Here is a 23,378-nt window from a genome sequence, read left to right as displayed (position 1 = left end):
AAATCTACTTATGCATGAATCTCAAAGCTAAAAATATCATCAAAATATGCGCAGCAGGAATTTTTTTCCTTACTGTTTTGAATTGCGCTTCGCAAAAACCTGATGCCCGCAGAACGCTGATCTGGAGTGATGAGTTTAACGGTAAAGGGCTTCCGGATTCATTAAAATGGAATTATGATACCGGGGGAAGCGGTTTTGGAAATGAAGAAGCTCAGTTTTATACCAAAAACCGACCTGAGAATGCCAGAATGGAAAAAGGAAATCTGATCATTGAGGCCAGAAATGAAAATTGGGAAAATAATAAATACACTTCTGCCAGGCTTTTAACCAAAGGAAAATTCGCCTTTCAGTATGGAACAGTAGAAGTAAGAGCAAAGCTTCCCAAAGGACGTGGAACCTGGCCTGCCATCTGGATGATGAGTGAAAATATGAAGAAATGGCCGGATGACGGTGAACTGGATATTATGGAACATGTAGGATACAATCAGGGATTTATACATGCTTCTGTCCACACCAAAAAATACAACCATATTCAGGGAACACAGAAAACGGATACCTTGTTTGTAAAAGATGCCAGCGAAAAATTTCATGTCTATAAGGCAGACTGGACTCCTGAAAAGATTGATGTTTATGTAGATGATAAAAAATTTTTCACGTATGTGAACAGAGAGAAAAACGATGAAGCATGGCCTTTTGACAGACCTTACTTTATCATTTTAAATCTGGCAGTAGGTGGATTTTGGGGTGGGAAAGAAGGCATTGATGATGCTGTATTTCCACAGAAGTATTATATAGACTACGTAAGAGTCTATCAAAATAAATAATGAAAATGAGGACCAGAAGGGTCCGGAAACAGAAAAAATCATGAGAAAATTAATTGTAAGTTGTTTTGTAGTAGGCGTTGTCATCAATGTCAATGCTCAGAATTACTGGAAGAAGAATGCAGGAAAAACAGCTAAAGTAATCCTTACCAACTCGAAAGTGAATGAGAAGATGGCGGATAAAGGAACCGTTACATTTGAACAGTTTGGACAGCCTAAAGAAACTGAGGCCTGTATTTTTGTGGCTCCCAACTTTAAATATCAGAAACTGAAAGGAATTGGAGGAGCTATTACAGACGCCTCAGCAGAGACTTTTTATAAAATGCCAAAGAATAAGCAGAAAGAAATTCTGGATGCTTATTTCGGAAAAAACGGATTGGGATACACTGTCGTTCGTACCAATATGAATTCCTGTGATTTCTCCAGCGATTCCTATACTTATGTAGAAGACAATGATATTTCCCTGAAAACGTTCAACATTGCACATGATGAGAAGTATAAGATTCCAATGATCAAAGAAGCTCAGAAAGCCATTGGTAATAACTTCACATTCTATTTCTCTCCATGGAGCCCGCCAGCCTGGATGAAATCCAACAAAAGTTTGTACAAAGGAGGAAGATTGGAAAATCAATACTACCAGACATGGGCAGATTATTATATCAAATTCATCAAAGAATACGAAAAGAGAGGAATCAACATCTGGGGGTTGACCGTTCAGAATGAACCAATGGCTACCCAAAGCTGGGAATCATGCATCTATACTGCCGAAGAAGAAGGAGAATTCCTGAAAAAGAACCTGGGACCAACACTTTGGAAAAACGGTTACAAAGATAAAAAAGTTATGATCTGGGATCACAACAGAGACCTTATTTATCAAAGAGCAACCACTACATTAAGTGATCCTGAAACCTCAAAATATGCCAGCGGTATTGGGTACCACTGGTACGAAACATGGAACAATAAAACGCAGCTTTTTGATAATTTAGCAGAAACACACAGAGCATTTCCTGATAAGTTCCTGGCCTTTACTGAAGGATGTAAAGAACAGTTCAGTATGGATAAAATTTATGATGTAAGTCTGGGAGAATTGTACAGCAAAAATATGCTGAACGATTTCAACAAAGGAAATGCATTATGGACCGACTGGAATATTCTATTGGATGAAACCGGAGGGCCCAATCACAAAGGAAATTTCTGCTTTGCCCCGATTATTGCAGATACCAAAACCGGTGAGGTTTTCTATACCTATGAATACTATTATATTGGCCACGTTTCAAAATATATCAAACCCAATGCACAGAGAATCGGAAGCTCTTCCAACAGAGCGGCGCTTACATCTTCTGCTTTTATGAACGAAAACGGCCAGCTGGTAACCGTTATCATGAACGATTCAGACAATGACATTGAAACGAATCTATGGATAGAAGGTATGGCTGCCAAACTGAATGCTCCTGCGCACTCTATACAGACCGTAATTTTGTAATATCATATTAATATTATTTTTGACAGATCCGGCGGCCTCTTTGAGGCCGCCGGATTTTTATTTGTCTTTAGATGATAAAAACATAAAAAACCCATGAAAAACTTCATGGGCCTTATATATTGTAAATGAAACTTTATCAGTTCATTATTTTTCAGTATCATATTTACTGATCACTTTCTGAGTAACTCCTGAGCTGCTGAAACCTCCATCATGGAAAAGATTCTGCATGGTTACTTTTTTAGTAAGATCAGAGAATAACGTTACACAGTAGTCTGCACATTCAAGAGCAGTAGCATTTCCTAGTGGAGACATATCTTCTGCATATCCAAGGAATCCTCCGAAACCTTTAACACCGCTACCTGCAGTAGTCATTGTTGGAGACTGGGAAACTGTGTTTACACGTACTTTTCTTTCTCCCCAGTAGTTTCCGAAAGTTCTAGCAATACTTTCAAGGTACGCTTTGTTATCAGACATATCGTTGTAATCCGGGAATGTTCTCTGAGCTGCAATATAAGTAAGTGCTAAAATGCTTCCCCATTCGTTCATACAGTCTTTTTCCCATGCTACACGCATTACTTTATGGAAAGAAACAGCGGAAATATCCCAGCCTTTTTCCAACCAGTCGTAATTCATTTCTGTATAGTGTTTTCCTTTTCTTACGTTGATAGACATACCGATAGAGTGAAGGATAAAGTCGATTTTTCCAAATTTTGCAACAGCGGCATCAAAAAGTTTTTCAAGATCTTCTATAGAAGTAGCATCAGCACCTATTACTTCAGAACCTGTTTTTTCTGCTAAACCATTAAGTTCTCCCATTCTTAATGCTATAGGAGCATTAGATAAGATAAATTCAGCACCTTCCTCATGGCATCTTTCAGCAACTTTCCATGCGATAGATTGTTCATTAAGGGCTCCAAAAATAATTCCCTTTTTGCCTTTAAGTAAACCGTATGACATAATTTTTTAATGTTTATTATAATACAAATGTAACAATAATTGTGCTTATGGCATAATAAAAAATGGAGCCTTATCAATTTAAGACTCCATTTTATTGAAAATATTTATATGACTGAAATACTAATTGGTTTTCTTATTCCATTCTGCCTTTACATCTTCCGCCGCATCTTTGGTTTTTTCCCATGCCTCATCTGCTTTATCCTTAATATCTTCCCACGCATCGGATACATTAGCTTTTACCCTGTCTAGCCAGTCTTCCTGGCTGGCTTCCTGATCATTATTCCTTTTCTCATTAATATAATCTTTAGCCTTGTCTGCCAATTCATCGATTTTCCATTTGGCTTTGTCCGTTGCATTCTGTAAAGAGTTTTCTACATTGTTTACTGCATTTTCCGCTTTGTTGTACTCTGAATTGTTCATAATAGTATAAATTTTAATTTGGTAGTACGAATTAAACAATAACCATTCCTAAAACTTAACTGCTCTGTTAAACTTTTCATAATCTTTTGTTATACTTTTCAAAATCAATAGTAACTTTAACCTGTAAAATATGATAATTATGGAAAAAATCCGCTGTGGCTGGTGCGAAAAAGATGATCTCTACAGAAAGTATCATGATGAAGAGTGGGGAAGACCTGTTTATGATGATGAAACAATATTTGAGTTCCTGATTCTGGAGAGCTTTCAGGCCGGCTTGAGCTGGTACACTATTTTATCTAAAAGGGAAAATTTCAGAAAAGCCTTTGATCATTTTGATTATAAAAAAGTGGCAGCATACTCTGACAAAAAGATTGAAGAACTCATGAACGACCCCGGAATTATAAGAAACAGGCTTAAAATTCTTGCAGCGGTTACCAATGCTCAGAGATTTATGGATGTTCAGAAAGAGTTTGGAAGCTTTTCCAACTATATCTGGGGTTTTGTAGATGGAAAGCCAATTGATAACAAACCTGAAAAATTATCTGATGTTCCTGCCACAACAAAGATTTCCGATCTTATCTCTAAGGACCTTAAAAAAAGAGGATTCAAATTTGTTGGTTCTACAGTAATGTATGCTCATATGCAGGCCACCGGAATGATTAATGATCATTTAAAAAGCTGCTTTATAAGAAAATGATAACTTATTGATATTTTTGTATCATCAAAAAAGTGAAAACCTCAGTTGAAATATGAAGAAAATAGGAATAATAGGCTATGGCTGGCTGGGAGAGAGACTTGCATCTTCCTTATCCGGTAAATATAATCTGTCCGCAACAACCACAACGGAAAATAAAGCAGAAGATCTCAATAATAGAGGAATCAATGCTGTAATAGCTTCTTTCCCAGATTATCAGTTGACAGAACGTTTTTCCCAATGGGAGGAAATTAAAAATATGGATGTTCTGATTATTACAATTCCTGTTTCGGAAAAAAGCTGCTGTGTGAGTTCTTTGTATAACAGAATTCAAAATTTGTCAGCTTTTATCGGTGATTTTAAAGGACAGATGTTTCTGATGAGCTCTACAGGCGTTTATCCGGATGTATCCAAGGATTTTACAGAAGAAGACATTCCGTTAGTGAGCGTATCAGGGGAAAGAATGCTTAGAAATAAATATCGTCAGCTGAATATTCTGAGACTTGGAGGGCTGATGGGGGATAACAGGCTTTTGAAAAATTATAATGTGAGCAATCTGGACCATGCGGTTAATCATATTCATTATGCTGATATCAGCGGGATTATCTCAGAAATGATTGAACAGAAAACTGAATCAAAACTTTATAATGTTACGGCTCCGATTCATCCGGCAAAAAGCCAGGTGATTAACGCACAGAAAAATCTACTTGATGAAGAAGAGTTTGAGGTGAAAGGGAAGAAAGTAATGTCTTCAAAACTCATTTCAGAACTGGAGTATACATTTCAATATCCGGATCCGAGAACTTTTCATTTGTAATCATTGTATTTTTATCATTGTTTATTTGCTTTTAGCCTATTTTACTTACAACATTTCTTTTGACGACAATGTCATTCAGAAGGAATCTAAATACAGTTTTTTTTAAATAACATAGAGATTCCTACGGAATGACAAACCGGGTGGGTAGTTTTATTCATCGTGAAAGAATCAATATTTTCAGCAAGATACAATTCAATAGCAACGGGCTTTAGCCCGTTTTCAAAAAAGATAAAATTCCATCGGCTTTAGCCAAAATCTAATAAAAAACCTCCGGAAACAGTTTCCGGAGGTTTTAGTTTTTATCAATAAAGTAATTATTTAATAATTCTTTCCAATACCCATTCAATAAGGTTTTTCTCAGATGCATGGTGATCTGCAGAGAACTCACCGCGTCTTCTGTTGGCAATAACGTTATTCACGGTTATGGCTTTGTGCCCTAATAATTTTGAAAGAGCATAGATCGCAGAAGTTTCCATCTCGAAATTGGTAATTCCAAGATCATTCAATGTTTCAAGGAATTGATCATCAACCGCTTTCAAACGAAGCTGTCTTCCCTGTGGAGCATAGAATCCCGGGAATGTTGCTGTATTTCCGTGGTATTTGGCATCTTTATAATATTCACCCATTTCTTCCGCCCAATCTGAGAAATAAAGCATCGGCTTGATTCTTTCGTAAGGGAATTTTTCAAGGAAACTCTTAGAAAACTCATTTTCGAAGTTGTAGTCCTGGTAGAAATGCATCAGTCCGTCTAATCCAACTACATTTTGAGTTACCAGCATATTGTCCACCTGTACGTCAGGGTTTACACTTCCACAGGTTCCCATACGGAAAAGTTCAAGAGCTTTGTGCTCAGTTTTGAATTCTTTGTTCTGAAGATCGATGTTCACCAAAGCATCCAGTTCGTTCATTACGATATCGATGTTTTCAGTTCCGATACCTGTAGACATTACGGTAATTCTTTCTCCACGAAGCGTTCCTGTATGCGTATAGAATTCTCTTTTATTTTTCTTGATTTCTACGGTATCAAAGTATTTTGAAACCTTTGCCACTCTGTCCGGATCACCCACAAGGATGATTTTGTCAGCGATATCTTCAGGTAAAAGATTCAGGTGGTATACACTTCCGTCTTCATTCAGAACAAGTTCCGAGGCAGCAAGTTTGTTTAGCATAATATGTATATTTTTTTGATTTTTTAGTTAATCATAATGGCTTCTTTATAGGGAGATGCCATAACCTCGTAGATATCATTGTATTCTTCTACAATTCTTTTCTGGCCGTTCATTACTTCATATACGGTAACAACGGTTTTTTCAATATTTTTAGGATCTTTCCTCTGTGACGTGATTTCATAGAAGTGATCGTCTTTTTTAAGAACAGAAATCAGTTCTTCTTTGGTTGAATAATTGGAAGTCATCATTCCCGGGAATTCTGTAACAATTTCCTGCAGGTCAGAATAATATTTATAAGGTTTGGTTACCCCATTGGAATATACGTATACATTCGGGATTTCTTTGTCTTTTTCCAGGCGGACCAAATAATAATCAGAACCTCTTTTCTCAGCATAAACAGCCATTTCCTGTTTCTTTTCAGCTTGTTTTTCCTGCTGCTTTTTCTTTTGGGAAAATGCTGCCACAGAAAGGAAACTTACTGCCACAGCAAACCATAGTTTTGTTTTCATACTCCTATTTAGTTTTTTTTGATGTGTTGAATTTAATTTAAAAAATCCTCTCCCAATAATCTTCCGCCATTATTTTTTCCGGTATTTCGAAAAACCGTTTCTTTAGAATAATGAATTTGATTTCGGGGTTTAAAATTAGTGAAAAATATAATATCAGAAATATAAACATTATTTAATCTCTTATTAAAACTCAGATAACATCAGATGAATAGTTTTGCCGCTAAAAATTCATGAGATCTTATCCACTGCTTGTAATCATCCTTCTGACAGGATTTGCAGTAATGTCCTTTAATCCTGTTTATAAAGGAAAAGAAAGCGAAAACACATTTGTCAATAAAGGGTTGTCCGACTTTAGAATAAAGCTTGAACAATTGAAATCCGATGTTGATAAGTTCTCTGAAGACCGTATTTCTCTGGAAGAACTGCAGAAATCGCTGTGCAGTACAAGAAACTCATTCAAGGAAATAGAATTTTATATTGCTTACCATTATCCTGAATTTACCAAAACCCACCTTAATGCAGCGCCATTGTTTCATATTGAAGCTGCAGGAACATCCGCCTATACACTTCCCCCTGAAGGATTGCAGGTGCTTGATGAACTTATATTTTCAGAGGAAGCAGCAAATGAAAAAGAAAAGATCAAAACTATAACTACCTTTTTGTATAACAGTTATTCCGGGTTTTATTTAAGTGCTTTAAAAAATGGATTGAGCAAAGGGAACAACAAAACATTGCCTTTACGAATAGAGTTGATCAGGATCTACTCACTGGGTGTTTCAGGTTTTGATACGCCGGGATCTTTGAATATTTCTGAAGAAACCAGCCATGCTTTTGCAGGAATACAGCAGTACATCAAAGATGATCCTTATTTTAAAAACTATAATACTCAGAAAGCTAATCTGATATTAACAGAAGCTATCGGCTATCTTTCAAAAAATACCGACTTTGAAACTTTTGATCGTATTGAATTTTATAAAAAATACGTTCAGCCTTTGTATGAAGAGCTGGGAAAATGGGACGGAAGACCTGATGATCTTAAAGAGTTTTCCGGATGGAATGTGGGAAACAAAAACTTTTTCAGCAGTGATTTTTTGGATCCTTATTTTTATACTTTATTAAAATCTTCAGAAGATAGTCCGGAACTCCGTAACCTTGGAAAATTCATTTTCTACGATCAGAATTTAAGTGGTAACGGAAAAATGAGCTGTGCGACTTGCCATCTTCAGGAAAATGCTTTTACAGATCTGAAGGCAAAATCACAAAGTAATGTGGAAGGGAAAACAGTTTTGAGGAATTCCCCATCTTTATATAATGCTGTTTTTGCCAGGAGATTTTTCTATGACCTTCGTGCTTTTTACCTTGAACAGCAGGCAGAACATGTGATTTATAACGAACAGGAATTCAATACAAGCTATGAAAGCATTATCCAGAAATTAAAAACAAAACCTGAGTATAAAAAAGCGTTCCGAAATGCCTTCAAGGACGGGAAAATCAGTAAAGAAAATTTTTCAAAAGCATTAAGTTCTTATGTGGCTTCATTGTACTCATTTGACAGCGATTTTGACCGTTTTATGAGGAATGAAAAAGAGGTTTCCAATGATGTGAAAAAAGGATTCAACCTCTTTATGGGAAAAGCCAATTGTGCAACCTGTCATTTTACACCCACCTTTTCAGGATTGGTACCTCCATTTTTTAATGAAAATGAATCTGAAGTCTTGGGAATAACAACCAGACCGATCAAACAGCTTCCGGTAGAGATTGATAAGGATTTGGGACGAGGAAACAGCCCTGTGAAAAAGGAAAAATCATGGATTTATGATTATTCATTCAAAACAGTAACGGTGAGAAATATTGCCCTTACCAAACCTTATTTCCATAACGGAGCTTTCAATACCTTGGAAGAAGTCCTGGATTTTTATAACGAAGGTGGAGGAGAAGGTTTAGGATTAAAAATGAAAAACCAGACGCTGGCATCCGATAAACTGAACCTCACCGAAACAGAAATAAAGCAGATCATCGCCTTTCTGAATGCTCTTACGGATGTGAGTAAAGCGAAATAGGCGGGATTCGGGGTTTTTGGGTTGGAGCGTGGGAGAGTTTGAGAGTGAGAGTGTAGAGATTCGGGGTTCGCGATTTCGGGTTTGTGAGAGCCGAGATTTGTAGGAATGATATGGTTTTAATAAAAATAGGCTAAATTTTGAAACTTGTGTAAATGTGATCTACGAAGGTTTCAGAATTTAGCCTAAAGTTTTACAGATCGGATCAACCTGTCAGTCTATTTGTTTTGGATCAGCTTTTCCAGCTTATCAATCATTTCCTGTTGTTGTCTTAGCATACGCTCATAAAGTTCAATCATTTTGTCAAGGGGATTGAAAGTGGGTTGGTTATTAAAAAAGGCTGGTTGCTGACAATGATCAAAAGTGGCTGTATTAGAAATAATGTTTATCGCTTGTTCTTCATTAAAATTCTCAATTGCTTCTGCCGGAACCTTCAGAATCTGAGCTACCTGTGCCAAAACATCAGACTCTACAATTTCTTTTTGTTCCAAAAGAGAGACTTTGTTCTGATTCCAGTCGTTACCTAATTCAAAAGCTAATGCTTCCTGCTTGATACCAAGCATTTCACGGAAACGTTTAATATTTCTGCCCTGATGTATTTTTTTGTTTTGCATAGCTGTGTCAATCATAATAACAAATATAAAGTTTTAAGAGATAAGAATAAAGCTCGTTTTTAAAATAAATTATCTTCTAAAATACTCATGTTTTTGAATAAAATTTCCTTTCTCTTGCAGATTTGTTATGTCGAATATATCGTGCTTGCCATCAATCTATAAATAAAATAATTACACTTCATTCCAAATTATGTACGCATCAAACCCAAAACCCTGCACCTCGTATTCCAAACTTCACATCTCACAATTTGTTTCCCGCAACTTCAACACTCTCACTCTAAAACCCTCCCACACTCCAACCCTCGAACTCCTCATCACTTAACACAAAATTAATCCCCTTAACATTAGGTTTTTGATAAGTTAATATTGGGTGATTTAGATTTAAAATCCTATTAACAGAGGAAAAGCTCTAAAAAAATAGTTTTGCAAGGTCTAATAAATCAAATAAAAAAATGAAGAAAAAACTACTAGCAGTAGGAGCTTTGGCGATACTGGCCAGTTCTGGTCTTCAGGCGCAGACCTTGATATTCAATAAGAATGCGTCATGGAGCTATAAAGATAACAACCAGGCGCAGCCAGCCGGTTGGAATGCCCAAACCTATGATATTTCAACATGGGCAGTAGGAAACGGCCCGTTAGGATATGGAGATCCTGTAACTACCACAATCAATTCAGGGCTTACTACAGCCTATTTTGCTAAAGATTTTACGGTAGATCTTTCAACGCTTTCCGATACTATGGAACTTGGAGTGATGAGAGACGACGGTATTATTGTATACCTTAACGGAGAAGAAGTTGTAAGAGATAATATGCCGGCAGGGGCTGTAACTTTCAATACTTTCTCCAGTACTACTATTGATGGTGCGGCAGAGAGTGTTTATAATATTTTCTCCATTCCAAAATCAAAATTTGTAAATGGTGTCAACAGATTTTCTATTGAGCTTCATAACAGAAGTACAACCAGTTCAGATTTAAGAATTGATGCTTATCTGAAAACAACTACCAACACCACTACCCCTGTAACTTGTAACGGAACACATATCAGCTGTTTTACTTCCATTGTTCCTACAGCACAAACCAATAAGTTGATTATCCCGGCTGAACACAAATACCAGCTGATTTTAAAAGAAGGAGACAGCTATACTGAAGGCGGAGGATTGGTAGGTGGTCAGAATGACTTTACCGCTTATGTTCCAAAAACTGGAAGCAGTACCAACGGATATCTATCTGTCAACCATGAAACGAATCCAGGTGGAGTTACCATGGCGGAAATTAATTATAATGCAGCTTCAAAGCTTTGGCAGCTGACAAAATCAAGAGCCGTAAGTTTCTCAGATCCAAGTTTGGTTCAAACCATCAGAAACTGTTCAGGAGGAATTACGCCTTGGGGAACTGTGGTGACCGCTGAAGAATCTGTTACTTCTAATGATGTGAACAATGATGGGTACAAAGATTACGGTTGGTTGGTAGAAATTGACCCTGCTACTGCTCAGGTTATATCTAAAAACCCTAACGGGACAAAAGGTAAGCTTTGGCAGATGGGAATCATGAACCACGAGAACGTGGTGATCAATAATGCGGGAACTATAGCCTATTATGGAGAAGACGGTGGAACTCACTTGGTGTACAAATATGTAATGGATACTCCTAATGATCTCTCTTCAGGAAACCTTTATGTATTAAAACTGGATCAGGGGTTAACGGCTGCAGGAGATCCGGTAGGAACTACAGCGACATGGATTCAGGTTCCGAATAAAGAAAAAGCAGATCAGAATAATACCAATACCAATGCTCTGACTTTGGGAGGAACAAAATTTAATGGAGTAGAGGATGTTGATATCAGCCCGCTGGATGGTAAAATCTATTTTACAGCCAAAGGATTAGACAGGGTATATCGTCTGCAGGATAACGGAACAACGGCTTCTCAGGTAGAAACATTTGTAGGAGGAGGTTCTTCTGTATATTCTTTCAATACCGCTCAGGGAATGAAGTCTGAAGCCTGGGGAGATGGAAATGACAACCTTACTTTCGATGAACTTGGAAACCTTTGGGTGCTTCAGGATGGAGGTAAAAACTATATCTGGGTCATTGCTCCTGATCATACACAAGCGAATCCTAAAGTAAGGCTATTTGCTTCTATGCCGGCTGGTGCAGAACCTACAGGTCTTACATTTACACCTGACCATAAATTCGGTTTCTTCTCTATTCAGCACCCGGATTCAACAATCTCTACAGACGTAGATGCAACAGGAAATACGATTGATTACAGAGGAAAATCAGCAACAATTGTTATTGCCCTTAAAAATAATCTTGGAACTGAAGGAACTTTAGGGACTATTGATAATAAAATTGAAGAAAATACAGTAACAGTAGCACCGAACCCAACATCAGGAGTGGTAAAAATCAATTCAGCAAAAGGATTGAAAGATATTTCTGTAACAGCTTACAGCTTGGACGGGAAAATCGTTTATACGAAGAAATTCAACGGAACCAATAAAGCATTGGATCTTGATTTCACACAACAGTTAGAAGGATCACGAATTTTAGTTTTAAATATTGAAGCGGAAGGAGGATTCCAGAAAACAGTTAAACTTGTAAAGAAATAAATTATTTATAATTCTTGTCTGTCGGCAGCCTTGGTTGCTGGCAGACCTTTTTATGTGTATGAAAAAGCTTTTCTTATTGATTTCCATCATCTCACTTTCTCAGGCCAAGGCTCAGATTGATCCGGTGAAATATCCTACATTTACCAATATTGATGATGCTTTAAAAAGTAAAAAAGCGGTTTACAGTATAAGTTTCAGAGAAAAGGGACTTTTTAATATTCCTCCTCGGATTGTAAAACTGGATTCATTATTCTTTTTGAATATCATGGCGAATAAGCTTGAGAAAATGGATCAGGAACTTTTTGCTTTAAAAGAACTGGAAATTTTAAATGTGAATGAAAACAACATTAAATTTATTCCTGATGAGGTAAGTAATCTGAAAAAACTGACTACTTTTTCAATGAATCTGAACAGTTTGACAAGCATTAATCCCAATATTGCAAAACTCCAGAAATTAAGAGCAGTACATTTTGATGCCAATAATCTGAATACATTTCCCGAAGCCCTTATGGAAATTCCCGCACTGGAAGAAATCAACCTTCAGGGAAACCAGATCAGCTTTATTGCAGACAAGCTGGATCAGATCAAAAACCTGAAATTTCTCAACCTTTCAGATAACCAGATCAATGATCTTGGGAATCTTTCTTTTCCGGAAAATTTAAAATATCTTGAACTGCAGCAGAATGCTATCATAAAACTACCGGAAAACCTTTTTAAAGCAAAGAAACTTGAATTTCTGAATGTAAGCGGAAATCATATCACAGAAATTTCACCCAAAGTAAAAGGGCTGAAAAATATGGTCAGCATGAATCTGGCCCATAATAATCTGAAAGACATTCCTGTAGAAATCAAACAGCTTAAAAATCTGAAAACATTGATTCTTACAGGAAATCCTATAGAAAAATCTAAAATTGAAAACTTAAAAACCTTACTGCCGGAAACCCAGATCTATTTCTAGAACTATCCGCCAACACGTTTGGTTTTATATCCCATTTCTTTAAGGATATTCATTATTTTATCACGGTTATCTCCTTGAATGATAATCGTTCCATCCTTCTCAGAGCCGCCTATACCAAGGGTGGTTTTTATTTTTTTTGAGATTTTTTTCAGGTCTTCCTCGCTGCCTTCCCAGCCTTCAACAATCGTTACAGGCTTACCGTTTCTTCCTTTTTTCTCAAATTTGCATACCAAAGGCTCTTTCTGCTTGAATTCTTCTTCAGGCATCTCAAACTCCTGCTCTTCATGATCAGGAAAAAGATTCTTCAATTGATCTCGTAAATCCATACCGCAAAATTAAAAAGAATTACCGATTAATGAACTGAAATAATCAACGAAATTTTAATTTTTCAACCCTGTCAGGTTTAAACCTTGACAGCGTTTATTTCCATTCTTGTATAAGTTTTTATATTTTTAACCGTTTGATAAGATATCTTTAAAAACTAATATGAAAACCAGATATATTTTTACATGTCTTCTTTTAGCCTCCGGAATTGCAAAAGCACAGACAGGTTTCTCCACTGATCCATTGAACGCTGTATTTGAAACCAGAGATGCAGACCGGTTCTGGAAAGCATTCGATAAAATGAATGCTTCAAAAGAAAATCCTTTTAGAGATTATATCAGCAACGGATCTCCGGGCGTAAAAGGTTTTATGGAATACCGGATAATCAATGCTGATTCGTTATATACAATGGTAAAAAAGAGAAAAGACGATTATCTTAAAAGCCGGAATGTTCTGCTCGGAATCAACCAAAAAGAAAAAAGAATCAGGGCTGTTTACAGTGCATTGAAGTACTGGTATCCACAGGCAAAATTTCCCCCTATATATTTTGTATACGGAAGGTTTAATACAGGAGGAACATTTTCTAAAGACGGCATTATGATCGGTACCGAAACTCTTCAGAGTCTGGATGGCATTGCAGGACTTGTCTCACATGAGACGATTCACTTTCAACAGGATATCAAAGGAACTGATAATCTGTTAAAATACACTTTAAGTGAAGGGAGTGCCGATTTTATCAGTGAATTGGTGTCTGGAGAAACCAACAACAGCCCGTTTTATCAATATGGAGAAGCCCATTCTGATCAATTGTATAAAGAATTTGTAACGGTACTTAAGAAGAATGATCCTACAGACTGGCTTTACGGAACCAGTAAAAAAGATAACAGGCCTAACGATCTGGGCTACTGGATGGGGTATAAGATTTCTGAGGCGTATTTTAATAAACAGTCAGATAAGCATAAAGCTATTGACGACATCTTACATATTCAGAGTCCTCTTCTGTTTCTTAAGGATAGTGGCCTTTTGGATCAGTATATCAGAGAATATGCGAAGCAAAATAATAGCAGTTTTGAAGATTTTTTTAAAGAATAATATTTGAATACTGCTGGCAATTTAAAAGTTCATCATTACACGAACCGTGTCAGGTTTTAAACCTTGACACGGTTAAAATTTCAAAATTAATTGACTAATCATCAGCAGTCCATAAAATTCAAGACTTCAAATTCTTCTATTCATAGGAAATTAGGTAAATTTGTCTAACAAAAGTTTTACAAAATGTCGAAAAAAGCAATACTGGCCATTCTTGACGGATGGGGATTGGGAACAAACCCAAACGTTTCTGCAATAGATAAAGCAAATACACCATTCATAGACAGCTGTTACCAGAAATTTCCACATACCACCCTTGAAGCAAGCGGGCTGGCGGTAGGTTTACCAGCCGGACAGATGGGAAATTCTGAAGTAGGGCACATGAACCTGGGAGCCGGAAGAGTAGTATACCAAAACCTGGTAAAACTAAATATGGCCGTCGAAAACGGAACATTGGGTCAGGAAAAAGTGATTCAGGACGCCTTTGAATACGCAAAAAAAGAAAATAAAAAAGTACATTTCATCGGACTGGTTTCCAATGGAGGTGTACACTCACATATCAATCACTTAAAAGGATTACTGACCGCTGCTAAAGAATTCGGTTTAAATGAGAATGTTTTTGTTCACGCATTTACCGACGGTAGAGACTGCGATCCGCATTCCGGATTAGGATTTATCGATGAACTACAGAAGCATATGGAAGCTACTACCGGAAAGCTGGCAACAGTGGTAGGAAGATACTATGCCATGGACAGAGATAAAAGATGGGAGCGTGTAAAATTAGCTTACGGTGCCCTTGTGGAAGGAATAGGAGAACAGACAACGGATGCTTTGGCAACAATCAAGATGTATTATGATAATAATGTAACCGATGAGTTCCTGAAGCCTATTATTTTAATGAATACTACCGCTACAGGAAATGTAGTACCGGTAGCAAGAATCATTGAAGATGATGTGGTGATCTGCTTCAATTTCCGTACAGACAGAGGAAGAGAAATTACAGAAGTTCTTTCCCAGAAAGATTTCCCGGAATTTGGAATGAAGAAACTGAACCTGTATTACATCACATTGACCAACTATGATAAAACATTCCAGAATGTGCAGGTTGTTTTTGATGAAAACGTACTGACGGAAACCATGGGTGAAATTCTCGAGAAAAATGGAAAAACCCAGATCAGAATTGCAGAAACAGAAAAATATCCTCACGTTACTTTCTTCTTCTCAGGAGGAAGGGAAGAGGAATTTGCAGGAGAAAGAAGACTGCTTTGCCCAAGCCCGAAAGATGTTCCTACTTATGACCTGAAACCGGAAATGTCAGCATATGATATCACCAATGCTATCGTACCTGAACTGGAGCAGGGAACTGCTGATTTTGTCTGCTTAAATTTTGCTAATACAGATATGGTAGGCCATACAGGTGTTTTTGAAGCAGCAGTGAAAGCGGCTGAGGTGGTAGATCAGTGTATTGAAAAAGTAGCTACAGCAGCCTATGAAAACGGATATGCTGTTTTCATCCTTGCCGATCACGGAAACTCAGATGTAATGATCAATCCGGACGGAACTCCAAATACCCAGCACTCCACAAACCTGGTTCCTTTTATCGTGATGGATAAAGACCATACATGGAATTTAAAACCAGGAAAACTGGGCGATGTAGCCCCTACAATCCTTAAAGTAATGGGCGTTGAAATACCAGATGCAATGACTGGAGAAGTTTTGGTTAATTAATATTCAATAATATTGTTAAAAAAATGCCGTTATGCTTTTGTAGCGGCATTTTTTTTATGATTTATATCAGATAAAGTATGCAAGTCATACTTTATTATGCGTTAAATAATAAATAAATCATATCTTTGTAAATTAAAACTGAATAGTAAAATGTATCAAAAGCTTGTTAGGAAAGAAGTAATGGGATTATTGGAAAAGGAAGTAGGTTCTTTTCTTGATAAATTTTTAACGCCAATTGAAAAAATATGGCAGCCTTCCGATTATTTACCAGATCCTTCAAGTGAAGAATTTAAACACGACTTAGAAGAAATTCAGACTTTTGCCCGCGAAATGCCTTATGATCTTTTTGTAACATTGATTGGTGACTGTATCACGGAAGAGGCACTTCCATCTTATGAGTCTTGGTTAATGGGCGTTGACGGAATCAATCAGGAAGAAAAAGTAGGCTGGGCCAACTGGGTAAGAGCGTGGACCGCTGAGGAAAACAGACACGGAGATTTACTAAACAAATATCTTTATCTGTGCGGAAGAGTAAACATGAGAGAAGTGGAAATCACTACCCAATACCTTATTAATGACGGATTCGATCTGGGAACAAGTATGGACCCCTACAGAAACTTCATTTATACGAGTTTCCAGGAAACGGCTACCAATATCTCTCACAGAAGAGTAGGAACATTGGCTAAACAATCCGGAAACGGAAAATTGGCAAAAATGTGTGGTGTGATTGCTGCAGATGAAGCAAGACACGCTAAAGCATACAAACATTTCGTAGCAAAAATCCTTGAAGTAGACCCTTCGGAAATGATTCTTGCGTTTGAAGATATGATGCGTAAAAAAATTGTAATGCCTGCTCACTTAATGAGACAGTCAGGACAAAAAGCAGGTGAACTTTGGGGGCATTTCTCAGATGCTGCACAAAGATGTATGGTGTACACAGGCCAGGATTATATCAACATTATGAAAGACCTTTTAGATGAATGGAAGATTGAGCACGTAAAAGGACTTACAGAAAAAGCTGAAAAAGCTCAGGAATACCTGATGAAGCTTCCTGCAAGGCTGCAGAAGATCACAGACAGAGTTTCTACTCCCGATCTTCAGTTCCAGTTTAGCTGGGTAAAAAGCTAATAAGATCTTTATTATTATTAAAATATAAAAGTATTGAGTGCCTTTCTTTTTGGCACTCTTTTTATTTCTTATCTTTGCAAAGCTAAAAAAAGACAAAATGTTAAATAATAAAAAGATTGCTGTTGACTTTGACGGGACTATTGTTGATGACGCTTACCCGGCCATTGGAAAACCGAAAACTTTTGCATTCGAAACTTTAAAAAGACTTCAGTCTGAAGGATTCAGATTGATACTTTGGACATACAGACACGGAAAAACATTAGATGAAGCGGTAGAATTCTGCAAAAAAAACGGAATAGAATTTTATGCTGTGAACTCAAGCTTTGAAGGGGAAGTTTTTGATCCTGAAAATCAGTCCAGAAAATTAGATGCAGACTGGTTTATTGACGACAGAAATTTAGGAGGATTCCCGGGATGGGGTGAAATCTACAACATCATTCAGGAAAGAATAGAATTCCGTGTGGAAGGAAAAGAAGTTCTTGCCTATTCAAAACTTAAAAAAGAAAAGAAAAAAGGACTTTTCTGGTAGAATACAGAAATGAGAAGCCAGAAATTAGAAGTTAGTTTTTAACGGCTAATTAAAGCTTCTGTTTTTTTATCAAAAAAAGTTTATAGATTGTTATAATATAGAAATACACATCATTCTGTAATCTAGCTTCTAACATCTAATATCTAACATCTATACAACAATGATTCAATTAAAAACGATAGACGAATTACGTCTGATGAAGGAGAGCGCCCGATTGGTTTCTAAAACATTGGGAATGTTGGCAAAAGAAATTAAACCGGGGATTACTACCTTATATTTAGATAAACTGGCTCATGATTTTATTAAAGATCATGGTGCTGAACCTGCATTTTTAGGATACGGAGGATTTCCGAATTCTCTTTGTATATCTCCCAATGAGCAGGTTGTTCATGGTTTCCCAAACAATGATGTGGTAAAAGAAGGAGATGTTCTTTCTGTAGACTGTGGAGTTATTCTGAACGGTTTTGTAGGAGATCATGCCTATACTTTTGAAATCGGGGAAGTAAAGCCTGAGATTAAAAAATTACTACAGGTTACCAAAGAATCTCTGTACAAAGGGATTGAGCAGTGTGTCAGAGGAAAGAGGATCGGAGATATATCCCATGCCATCCAGGCACATTGTGAAAAAGAAGGATATGGAGTGGTAAGAGAGCTTGTAGGCCATGGATTAGGCAGAAAAATGCACGAAGATCCGCAGGTTCCGAACTATGGAAGACAGGGAAGCGGAAAAGTTATTAAAGACGGTTTAGCAATTGCTATTGAACCAATGGTGAACATGGGAACTGAAAAAGTGAAGTTCCATAACGACGGCTGGACGGTAACAACGTTAGATAACATGCCATCTGCCCACTTCGAACATGATGTAGCAGTGATCAATGGCAAGCCGGTATTGCTTTCAACATTTGATTATGTATATGAAGCTTTAGGGATTGTAAGTGATGAAGAAAAGCAGTTCCAACTGGATTTTTAATGAAAAAGATAACTAAGCTTTTACTGAATAAAATTCCACGTCCAATGCTCATTAAAATGAGCATCTGGGCAAGACCGCTTATTTATCAGTTTTTCAAAGGAGATCAGTTTTTAGATCCCATTGACGGAAGATCTTACAGAAAATTCCTTCCGTACGGATATGGAAAACAAAGAGAAAATGCACTCTCTCCGGGAACGTTAAGTTTGGAAAGACACCGCCAGATGTGGCTGTACCTTCAGAACGAAACCGATTTTTTTATTAAAAATTATAAAGTTCTGCATATCGCTCCTGAACAGGAATTTTTAAGAAAATTCAAGAGAATGAGCAACCTGAATTATATATCGGCAGACTTATATTCTCCGATTGTAGATGTGAAGGCTGATATTCTGGATTTACCTTTTGAAAATGACAGCTTTGACATTGTTTTCTGTAACCATGTTCTGGAACATATTGAAGACGATGCAAAAGCAATGAGTGAGCTATACAGGGTAATGAAGCCCGGCGGATGGGGAATTCTTCAGGTTCCGATGAAAAACTCACTGGAGAAAACCTATGAAGATTTTACCATTAAAGACCCAAAAGAACGTCAGAAGCATTTCGGGCAGTATGATCACGTTCGCTGGTACGGTATGGATTATTTCGACCGTTTAAGAAAAGCAGGCTTTGAAATAGAACCCAACTTCTATTCACAGAAATTCTCTGAAGAAGAAATAAAAAAATACGGGTTAAGACATAACGAAATCTTACCGGTAGTTTATAAAAAATAAAATAAAACCCGTTTCAAAAGTTGAAACGGGTTTTGTATAAAAGTCAGTTGTTATTCTTTGACAAAAGGGTATGACTTATAATTTTCTATCTTGATCATATATTGTCCTTTCTGTAAACCGCTTGTATCAATTGATGTTTTGCTGCCGTTAGTTGTCGTTTCAGATACCAGTTTTCCTGACATATCGTAGATCTTAAGGGAAAGGTTTCTCTCAATATTTTCAATATGAAGGACCTCTTTTACAGGATTTGGATATGCTTTAAACGTTTTTGCAGTGGCCTCAGTTTCTTTAGTACTCATTTGTGCAGTATTATTGTTGTAATAGACCTTATTTCCTGAAGGATCCGTTATTATCAGCGTTTTGAGGCTGCCATTTGTGATAATCTGATAACTGTATATAGATGCATAGGCTCCTGAAACGTAAGTGTCACAGTTTTTCTGATCGTAGGCCCGAACAGCTGGAGCATTTCCGCCATTATAAAACAAAAGAGTACACGAGCTGGCTGTTTTGATAAGATTGTTACTTCCAGGCATAACTCCGAAACTCATCATGGACGTATTATAATATCTGGAATTAATTACATAGCTTGTTCCTCCTGCCGAATTAAATGTAGTAGCAGGCACTCCATTATCTATCAAAGGTGTATTGGTGGTCTGGCCGCTACTGGTCACCATCTTGGAAATATACCAATTATTGGAAAGTAGTTCAGAAGTTTGCTGGGCAGTCAGTAAACCACCTGCTAAAAGGAATAGAATTTTTTTCATAGGTTAAAAGTTTCCGGTAAAGATATAAAAAGAATTACTTACTGTTTGTTCTTTTTATAAGGATCATCAAGATGAAAATTAAGACAGACAAAAGCCGCCTTCATGACGAAGACGGCCCATTTTTAAATATTGATAGAAGTTTATGCGCTTTCTAGTGTGATGAAGATACAGCCTTTAATCCTACCACAGAACCGATAAGTGTTACAATAAAAAATACCCTCCAAAAACTTACAGGATCCTTAAAAAAGATAATTCCCATTAAGGCAGTTCCCACTGCTCCGATGCCCGTCCATACTGCATAAGCAGTCCCGATAGGCAGCGTTTGAGTCGCTTTAATCAGCAAAAGCATACTGATCGTCATGGTGATCAGAAATCCCGCGTACCACAGGTACATTTCAGTTCCTGACGTTTCCTTTGCCTTTCCCAGACATGATGCGAAGGCAACTTCAAATAATCCTGCGATAACTAATATTAACCAATTCATTTTTTAAATTTTTCTACTGCAAAGTTCAGAATTTGACAGGAGAAAAAATTTTACAATTGTTAAAAAATGAAGGCAAGCTAGAAGTTGGAAGAATGAAGCTGGAAGTTATTGTCTCATAAGATAATTAGCAAACATTTTTTAGATAAAGTTCTTAGAAGCATTAATTAATAAAAATGAGCAGGATTCTTTAATGGACTATCATAACTTCCTTCTTCCATCTTCCAGCTTCCATCCTCAAAATCAAAATTATTTTATCTCCGCCCTTATTCTGCTCAGACTTACCTGCGTAATCCCCAGATAAGACGCAATATAACCCAGCTGTACTCTTTTAAGAAGCTCAGGCTGGTAGGTCATAATATCTTTATAGCGTTCCAAAGAAGTTTTAAACTGTCTTGAAATAATCAGTTCTTCGGATTTTATCATTTCTGCTTCAGCAAGCTTTCGCCCCCAGTTGGCAATATGAATATCTTCATTGAACAGTTTTCTGAGGCTTTCCGTTTCCATTCGATAGAGGTCGCAGTCTTCCAGAAGCTCGATGCTCTCGTAACCGGGTTGATCTTTCACATAGCTTTTCATCGAGAGAATGCATTGGCCTTCACTTCCGAACCAGAAGGTAATATCATTGTCAGCTGTTGAAGAATAGGCTCTCGCAATACCTTTTCGTATAAAATAAAGATAAGGAATCACTTTGTCGGCTTCCATCAGACAAAATCCTTTAGGATGGGAAACTTCAGTAATATGTTCTTTTAAGCTGTTTTTTGATGCTTCAGGAAGAAGGTAAACCTTATCAAGAATCTGGTCTATATTCATAAAGATGAATTCTAATATTCAAAAATATCAGTTTTAAGTAATGCAATACAAAATTATCCCTTAATTTTTGTCAGAAATCTTGTAATGATTACGATCAAAATTCTTCCGGATTCAGTTTTTTTACTGTCAAAAATTCAAAGAATTTTTTGATGGGGTGGTTATCTCAGCAATCGAATCCCTTTAGATTTCCTCTTCAACATCCCTTATTTCAAACTATAACTCTCTTTTTTCCTTTAAAAATTAAGATTAACCGTAAAGACCAATTTTGTTTTACTAACTTTGCAGTTCGTAATATTATTTTTATGCACAAAGCAGGATTTGTAAATATAGTTGGAAAGCCCAATGCAGGAAAATCGACCTTGCTCAACCAATTAATGGGGGAGAAGCTGGCGATTGTAACGCAGAAAGCTCAGACAACCCGCCACAGAATTTTTGGTATTTATAATGAAGATGATCTTCAGATTGTATTTTCTGATACTCCGGGAGTATTGGATCCAAAATACGGACTGCAGGAAGAAATGATGGATTTTGTAAAGGATTCTTTGCAGGATGCTGACGTTTTCCTGTTTATTGTAGACGTTACCGATAAAGCGGAACCATCAGAATTCTTAATTGATAAACTGAATAAAATCCCTGTACCTGTACTTCTTCTCTTAAATAAAGTAGACCAGACCGATCAGGCAGGCCTTGAAAAATTGGTGGAAGAATGGCACAACAGAATTCCAAAAGCTGAAATTCTGCCTATTTCTGCCCTGAATGCCTTCAACACTGAAGTTATTTTACCTAAAATAAAATCTCTGCTTCCCGAAAACCCTCCTTACTACGATAAAGATCAGTACACCGATAAACCGGAAAGATTTTTCGTAAATGAGGCAATTCGTGAGAAAATCCTTTTGAATTATGATAAGGAAATTCCCTATTCTGTAGAAGTGGTAACAGAACAGTTCAAGGAGAAAGAAGGAATTATCTTTATCGATTCAATTATCTATGTTGAAAGAGATACTCAGAAGGGAATTATTATCGGGCACAAAGGAGAAGCGATCAAGAAAGTAGGAACTGAAGCAAGAATAGATCTGGAGAAGTTTTTCACCAAAAAAATTCATTTGAACTTATTTGTGAAAGTGAAAAAAGACTGGAGAAAGAACGACAGAGATCTTAAAAATTTCGGTTACAGATAAACTAAAATAGCCTGAATCCCGTTGTATTAAAAGATTTTTATTACCTTAGTATAAATTTTTTAGTAGATGAACTATAATAATTCAAATTGGAGCTCAATACCTAAAGATATTATATTATTAGCAGTGAGAGTGTTTGTTGGTTTTGCCATGCTGTCCCATGGTTTTCCAAAACTTCAGATGCTGTTGGCAGGCGGTAAAATTGAGTTTTTCGATTTTATGGGACTTGGCCCTCAGATTTCACTGATTCTTACGGTTTTTGCTGAATTTGTATGTTCGATACTACTTATTTTAGGGCTTTTTACAAGAGTTTCTTTAGGCTTCCTGATCTTTACCATGATTATTGCTGCTTTTGCAGTACACGGAGCAGATCCTTTTGAGAAAAGAGAAATGGCACTTGTCTATCTTTCTGTTTATCTTCTACTCATGGTAACCGGAGCAGGGAAAGTTTCAGTAGATCATATGATAGAAAGAAGAAAAAGAGCTTCAGACTGGTAATTTTACA

24 protein-coding genes are annotated in these 23,378 nt (G+C 36.9%); 15 read left to right on the top strand and 9 right to left on the bottom strand.

Features of this window, described 5'->3' with window-relative positions; all coding sequences use genetic code 11:
• The first annotated feature begins 14 nt into the window (after window positions 1–14).
• Both LIV57_RS03340 and LIV57_RS03335 read left to right on the top strand, forming a co-directional pair.
• On the top strand, window positions 15–824 hold the full coding sequence (locus LIV57_RS03340) for a family 16 glycosylhydrolase (RefSeq protein ID WP_227941412.1): 810 nt from the start codon (window positions 15–17) through the stop codon (window positions 822–824).
• A gap of 40 nt (window positions 825–864) precedes the next feature.
• Complete coding sequence (locus tag LIV57_RS03335) at window positions 865–2,304, top strand: glycoside hydrolase family 30 protein (RefSeq protein ID WP_227941411.1); 1,440 nt, start codon at window positions 865–867, stop codon at window positions 2,302–2,304.
• 144 nt (window positions 2,305–2,448) lie between these two features.
• Here the strand turns inward: LIV57_RS03335 and LIV57_RS03330 are convergent, their stop codons facing one another.
• On the bottom strand, window positions 2,449–3,261 hold the full coding sequence (locus LIV57_RS03330; RefSeq protein ID WP_227941410.1) for an enoyl-ACP reductase: 813 nt from the start codon (window positions 3,259–3,261) through the stop codon (window positions 2,449–2,451).
• A gap of 120 nt (window positions 3,262–3,381) precedes the next feature.
• On the bottom strand, window positions 3,382–3,681 hold the full coding sequence (locus tag LIV57_RS03325) for a hypothetical protein (protein ID WP_114821904.1): 300 nt from the start codon (window positions 3,679–3,681) through the stop codon (window positions 3,382–3,384).
• Window positions 3,682–3,820: 139 nt separating this feature from the next.
• Between LIV57_RS03325 and LIV57_RS03320 the strand changes: the two genes are divergently transcribed.
• Together LIV57_RS03320 and LIV57_RS03315 are read left to right on the top strand one after the other, a co-directional pair.
• Complete coding sequence (locus LIV57_RS03320) at window positions 3,821–4,378, top strand: DNA-3-methyladenine glycosylase I (RefSeq protein ID WP_227941409.1); 558 nt, start codon at window positions 3,821–3,823, stop codon at window positions 4,376–4,378.
• A gap of 52 nt (window positions 4,379–4,430) precedes the next feature.
• On the top strand, window positions 4,431–5,192 hold the full coding sequence (locus LIV57_RS03315; protein ID WP_227941408.1) for an NAD-binding protein: 762 nt from the start codon (window positions 4,431–4,433) through the stop codon (window positions 5,190–5,192).
• 314 nt (window positions 5,193–5,506) lie between these two features.
• Here LIV57_RS03315 and LIV57_RS03310 read toward each other — a convergent pair whose 3' ends face one another.
• Both LIV57_RS03310 and LIV57_RS03305 read right to left on the bottom strand, forming a co-directional pair.
• Window positions 5,507–6,361: a nucleoside phosphorylase gene (locus LIV57_RS03310; protein ID WP_034696753.1), complete on the bottom strand. Its 855-nt coding sequence runs from the start codon at window positions 6,359–6,361 to the stop codon at window positions 5,507–5,509.
• 23 nt (window positions 6,362–6,384) lie between these two features.
• Window positions 6,385–6,870 (bottom strand): hypothetical protein, encoded by a 486-nt coding sequence (locus LIV57_RS03305; RefSeq protein ID WP_227941407.1) that lies wholly within the window; start codon window positions 6,868–6,870, stop codon window positions 6,385–6,387.
• Window positions 6,871–7,100: 230 nt separating this feature from the next.
• Here LIV57_RS03305 and LIV57_RS03300 point away from each other — a divergent pair, with 230 nt between their 5' ends.
• The gene (locus tag LIV57_RS03300) at window positions 7,101–8,930 is read left to right on the top strand and encodes a cytochrome-c peroxidase (RefSeq protein WP_227941406.1); all 1,830 of its coding nucleotides are present in this window, start codon (window positions 7,101–7,103) and stop codon (window positions 8,928–8,930) included.
• 215 nt (window positions 8,931–9,145) lie between these two features.
• Here LIV57_RS03300 and LIV57_RS03295 read toward each other — a convergent pair whose 3' ends face one another.
• Window positions 9,146–9,541, bottom strand: a complete 396-nt coding sequence (locus tag LIV57_RS03295; RefSeq protein WP_410673186.1) for an XRE family transcriptional regulator — start codon at window positions 9,539–9,541, stop codon at window positions 9,146–9,148.
• A gap of 452 nt (window positions 9,542–9,993) precedes the next feature.
• On the opposite strand from LIV57_RS03295, the gene LIV57_RS03290 reads away from it, so the two are divergent.
• Both LIV57_RS03290 and LIV57_RS03285 read left to right on the top strand, forming a co-directional pair.
• On the top strand, window positions 9,994–12,147 hold the full coding sequence (locus LIV57_RS03290) for an alkaline phosphatase PhoX (RefSeq protein WP_227941404.1): 2,154 nt from the start codon (window positions 9,994–9,996) through the stop codon (window positions 12,145–12,147).
• 58 nt (window positions 12,148–12,205) lie between these two features.
• Window positions 12,206–13,105 (top strand): leucine-rich repeat domain-containing protein, encoded by a 900-nt coding sequence (locus LIV57_RS03285; protein ID WP_227941403.1) that lies wholly within the window; start codon window positions 12,206–12,208, stop codon window positions 13,103–13,105.
• A gap of 2 nt (window positions 13,106–13,107) precedes the next feature.
• On the opposite strand, the gene LIV57_RS03280 is transcribed toward LIV57_RS03285, so the two are convergent.
• Window positions 13,108–13,431, bottom strand: coding sequence for a translation initiation factor (locus tag LIV57_RS03280; protein ID WP_227941402.1), 324 nt, complete (start codon window positions 13,429–13,431; stop codon window positions 13,108–13,110).
• 160 nt (window positions 13,432–13,591) lie between these two features.
• Here LIV57_RS03280 and LIV57_RS03275 point away from each other — a divergent pair, with 160 nt between their 5' ends.
• The 6 genes from LIV57_RS03275 (at window position 13,592) to LIV57_RS22860 (ending at window position 19,640) form a co-directional block, all read left to right on the top strand.
• Window positions 13,592–14,521 (top strand): DUF2268 domain-containing putative Zn-dependent protease, encoded by a 930-nt coding sequence (locus tag LIV57_RS03275; protein WP_227941401.1) that lies wholly within the window; start codon window positions 13,592–13,594, stop codon window positions 14,519–14,521.
• 183 nt (window positions 14,522–14,704) lie between these two features.
• The gene (gene gpmI / locus LIV57_RS03270; RefSeq protein WP_227941400.1) at window positions 14,705–16,246 is read left to right on the top strand and encodes a 2,3-bisphosphoglycerate-independent phosphoglycerate mutase; all 1,542 of its coding nucleotides are present in this window, start codon (window positions 14,705–14,707) and stop codon (window positions 16,244–16,246) included.
• Between the two features lie 150 nt (window positions 16,247–16,396).
• Entirely contained in the window at window positions 16,397–17,374 is a 978-nt protein-coding gene (locus LIV57_RS03265) for an acyl-ACP desaturase (protein ID WP_110008663.1), read from the top strand.
• A gap of 97 nt (window positions 17,375–17,471) precedes the next feature.
• Window positions 17,472–17,903 (top strand): BT0820 family HAD-type phosphatase, encoded by a 432-nt coding sequence (locus tag LIV57_RS03260; RefSeq protein ID WP_062670258.1) that lies wholly within the window; start codon window positions 17,472–17,474, stop codon window positions 17,901–17,903.
• Window positions 17,904–18,063: 160 nt separating this feature from the next.
• Window positions 18,064–18,873, top strand: coding sequence for a type I methionyl aminopeptidase (gene map / locus LIV57_RS03255; RefSeq protein WP_110366009.1), 810 nt, complete (start codon window positions 18,064–18,066; stop codon window positions 18,871–18,873).
• Window positions 18,873–19,640: a class I SAM-dependent methyltransferase gene (locus tag LIV57_RS22860; RefSeq protein WP_262908293.1), complete on the top strand. Its 768-nt coding sequence runs from the start codon at window positions 18,873–18,875 to the stop codon at window positions 19,638–19,640. The genes map and LIV57_RS22860 overlap by 1 nt, the downstream gene beginning before the upstream one ends.
• A 50-nt stretch (window positions 19,641–19,690) precedes the next feature.
• On the opposite strand, the gene LIV57_RS03240 is transcribed toward LIV57_RS22860, so the two are convergent.
• From LIV57_RS03240 to LIV57_RS03230, 3 genes are all read right to left on the bottom strand, one after another.
• Window positions 19,691–20,404, bottom strand: a complete 714-nt coding sequence (locus tag LIV57_RS03240) for a T9SS type A sorting domain-containing protein (RefSeq protein ID WP_227941399.1) — start codon at window positions 20,402–20,404, stop codon at window positions 19,691–19,693.
• 151 nt (window positions 20,405–20,555) lie between these two features.
• Window positions 20,556–20,888, bottom strand: coding sequence for a DMT family transporter (locus tag LIV57_RS03235; protein ID WP_089691156.1), 333 nt, complete (start codon window positions 20,886–20,888; stop codon window positions 20,556–20,558).
• Between the two features lie 246 nt (window positions 20,889–21,134).
• The gene (locus LIV57_RS03230; protein WP_227941398.1) at window positions 21,135–21,698 is read right to left on the bottom strand and encodes a Crp/Fnr family transcriptional regulator; all 564 of its coding nucleotides are present in this window, start codon (window positions 21,696–21,698) and stop codon (window positions 21,135–21,137) included.
• Window positions 21,699–22,000: 302 nt separating this feature from the next.
• Here LIV57_RS03230 and era point away from each other — a divergent pair, with 302 nt between their 5' ends.
• Window positions 22,001–22,876, top strand: coding sequence for a GTPase Era (gene era / locus LIV57_RS03225; protein WP_227941397.1), 876 nt, complete (start codon window positions 22,001–22,003; stop codon window positions 22,874–22,876).
• A 66-nt stretch (window positions 22,877–22,942) separates the two neighbouring features.
• On the top strand, window positions 22,943–23,371 hold the full coding sequence (locus LIV57_RS03220; RefSeq protein ID WP_110008670.1) for a DoxX family protein: 429 nt from the start codon (window positions 22,943–22,945) through the stop codon (window positions 23,369–23,371).
• Window positions 23,372–23,378: the final 7 nt, after the last annotated feature.

It is taken from the genome of Chryseobacterium sp. X308, assembly GCF_020733145.1.
GTDB lineage: Bacteria > Bacteroidota > Bacteroidia > Flavobacteriales > Weeksellaceae > Chryseobacterium > Chryseobacterium cupriresistens.
Note: the sequence above shows the minus strand (reverse complement) of the source record. Positions and strands in the feature narration are given on the sequence as shown.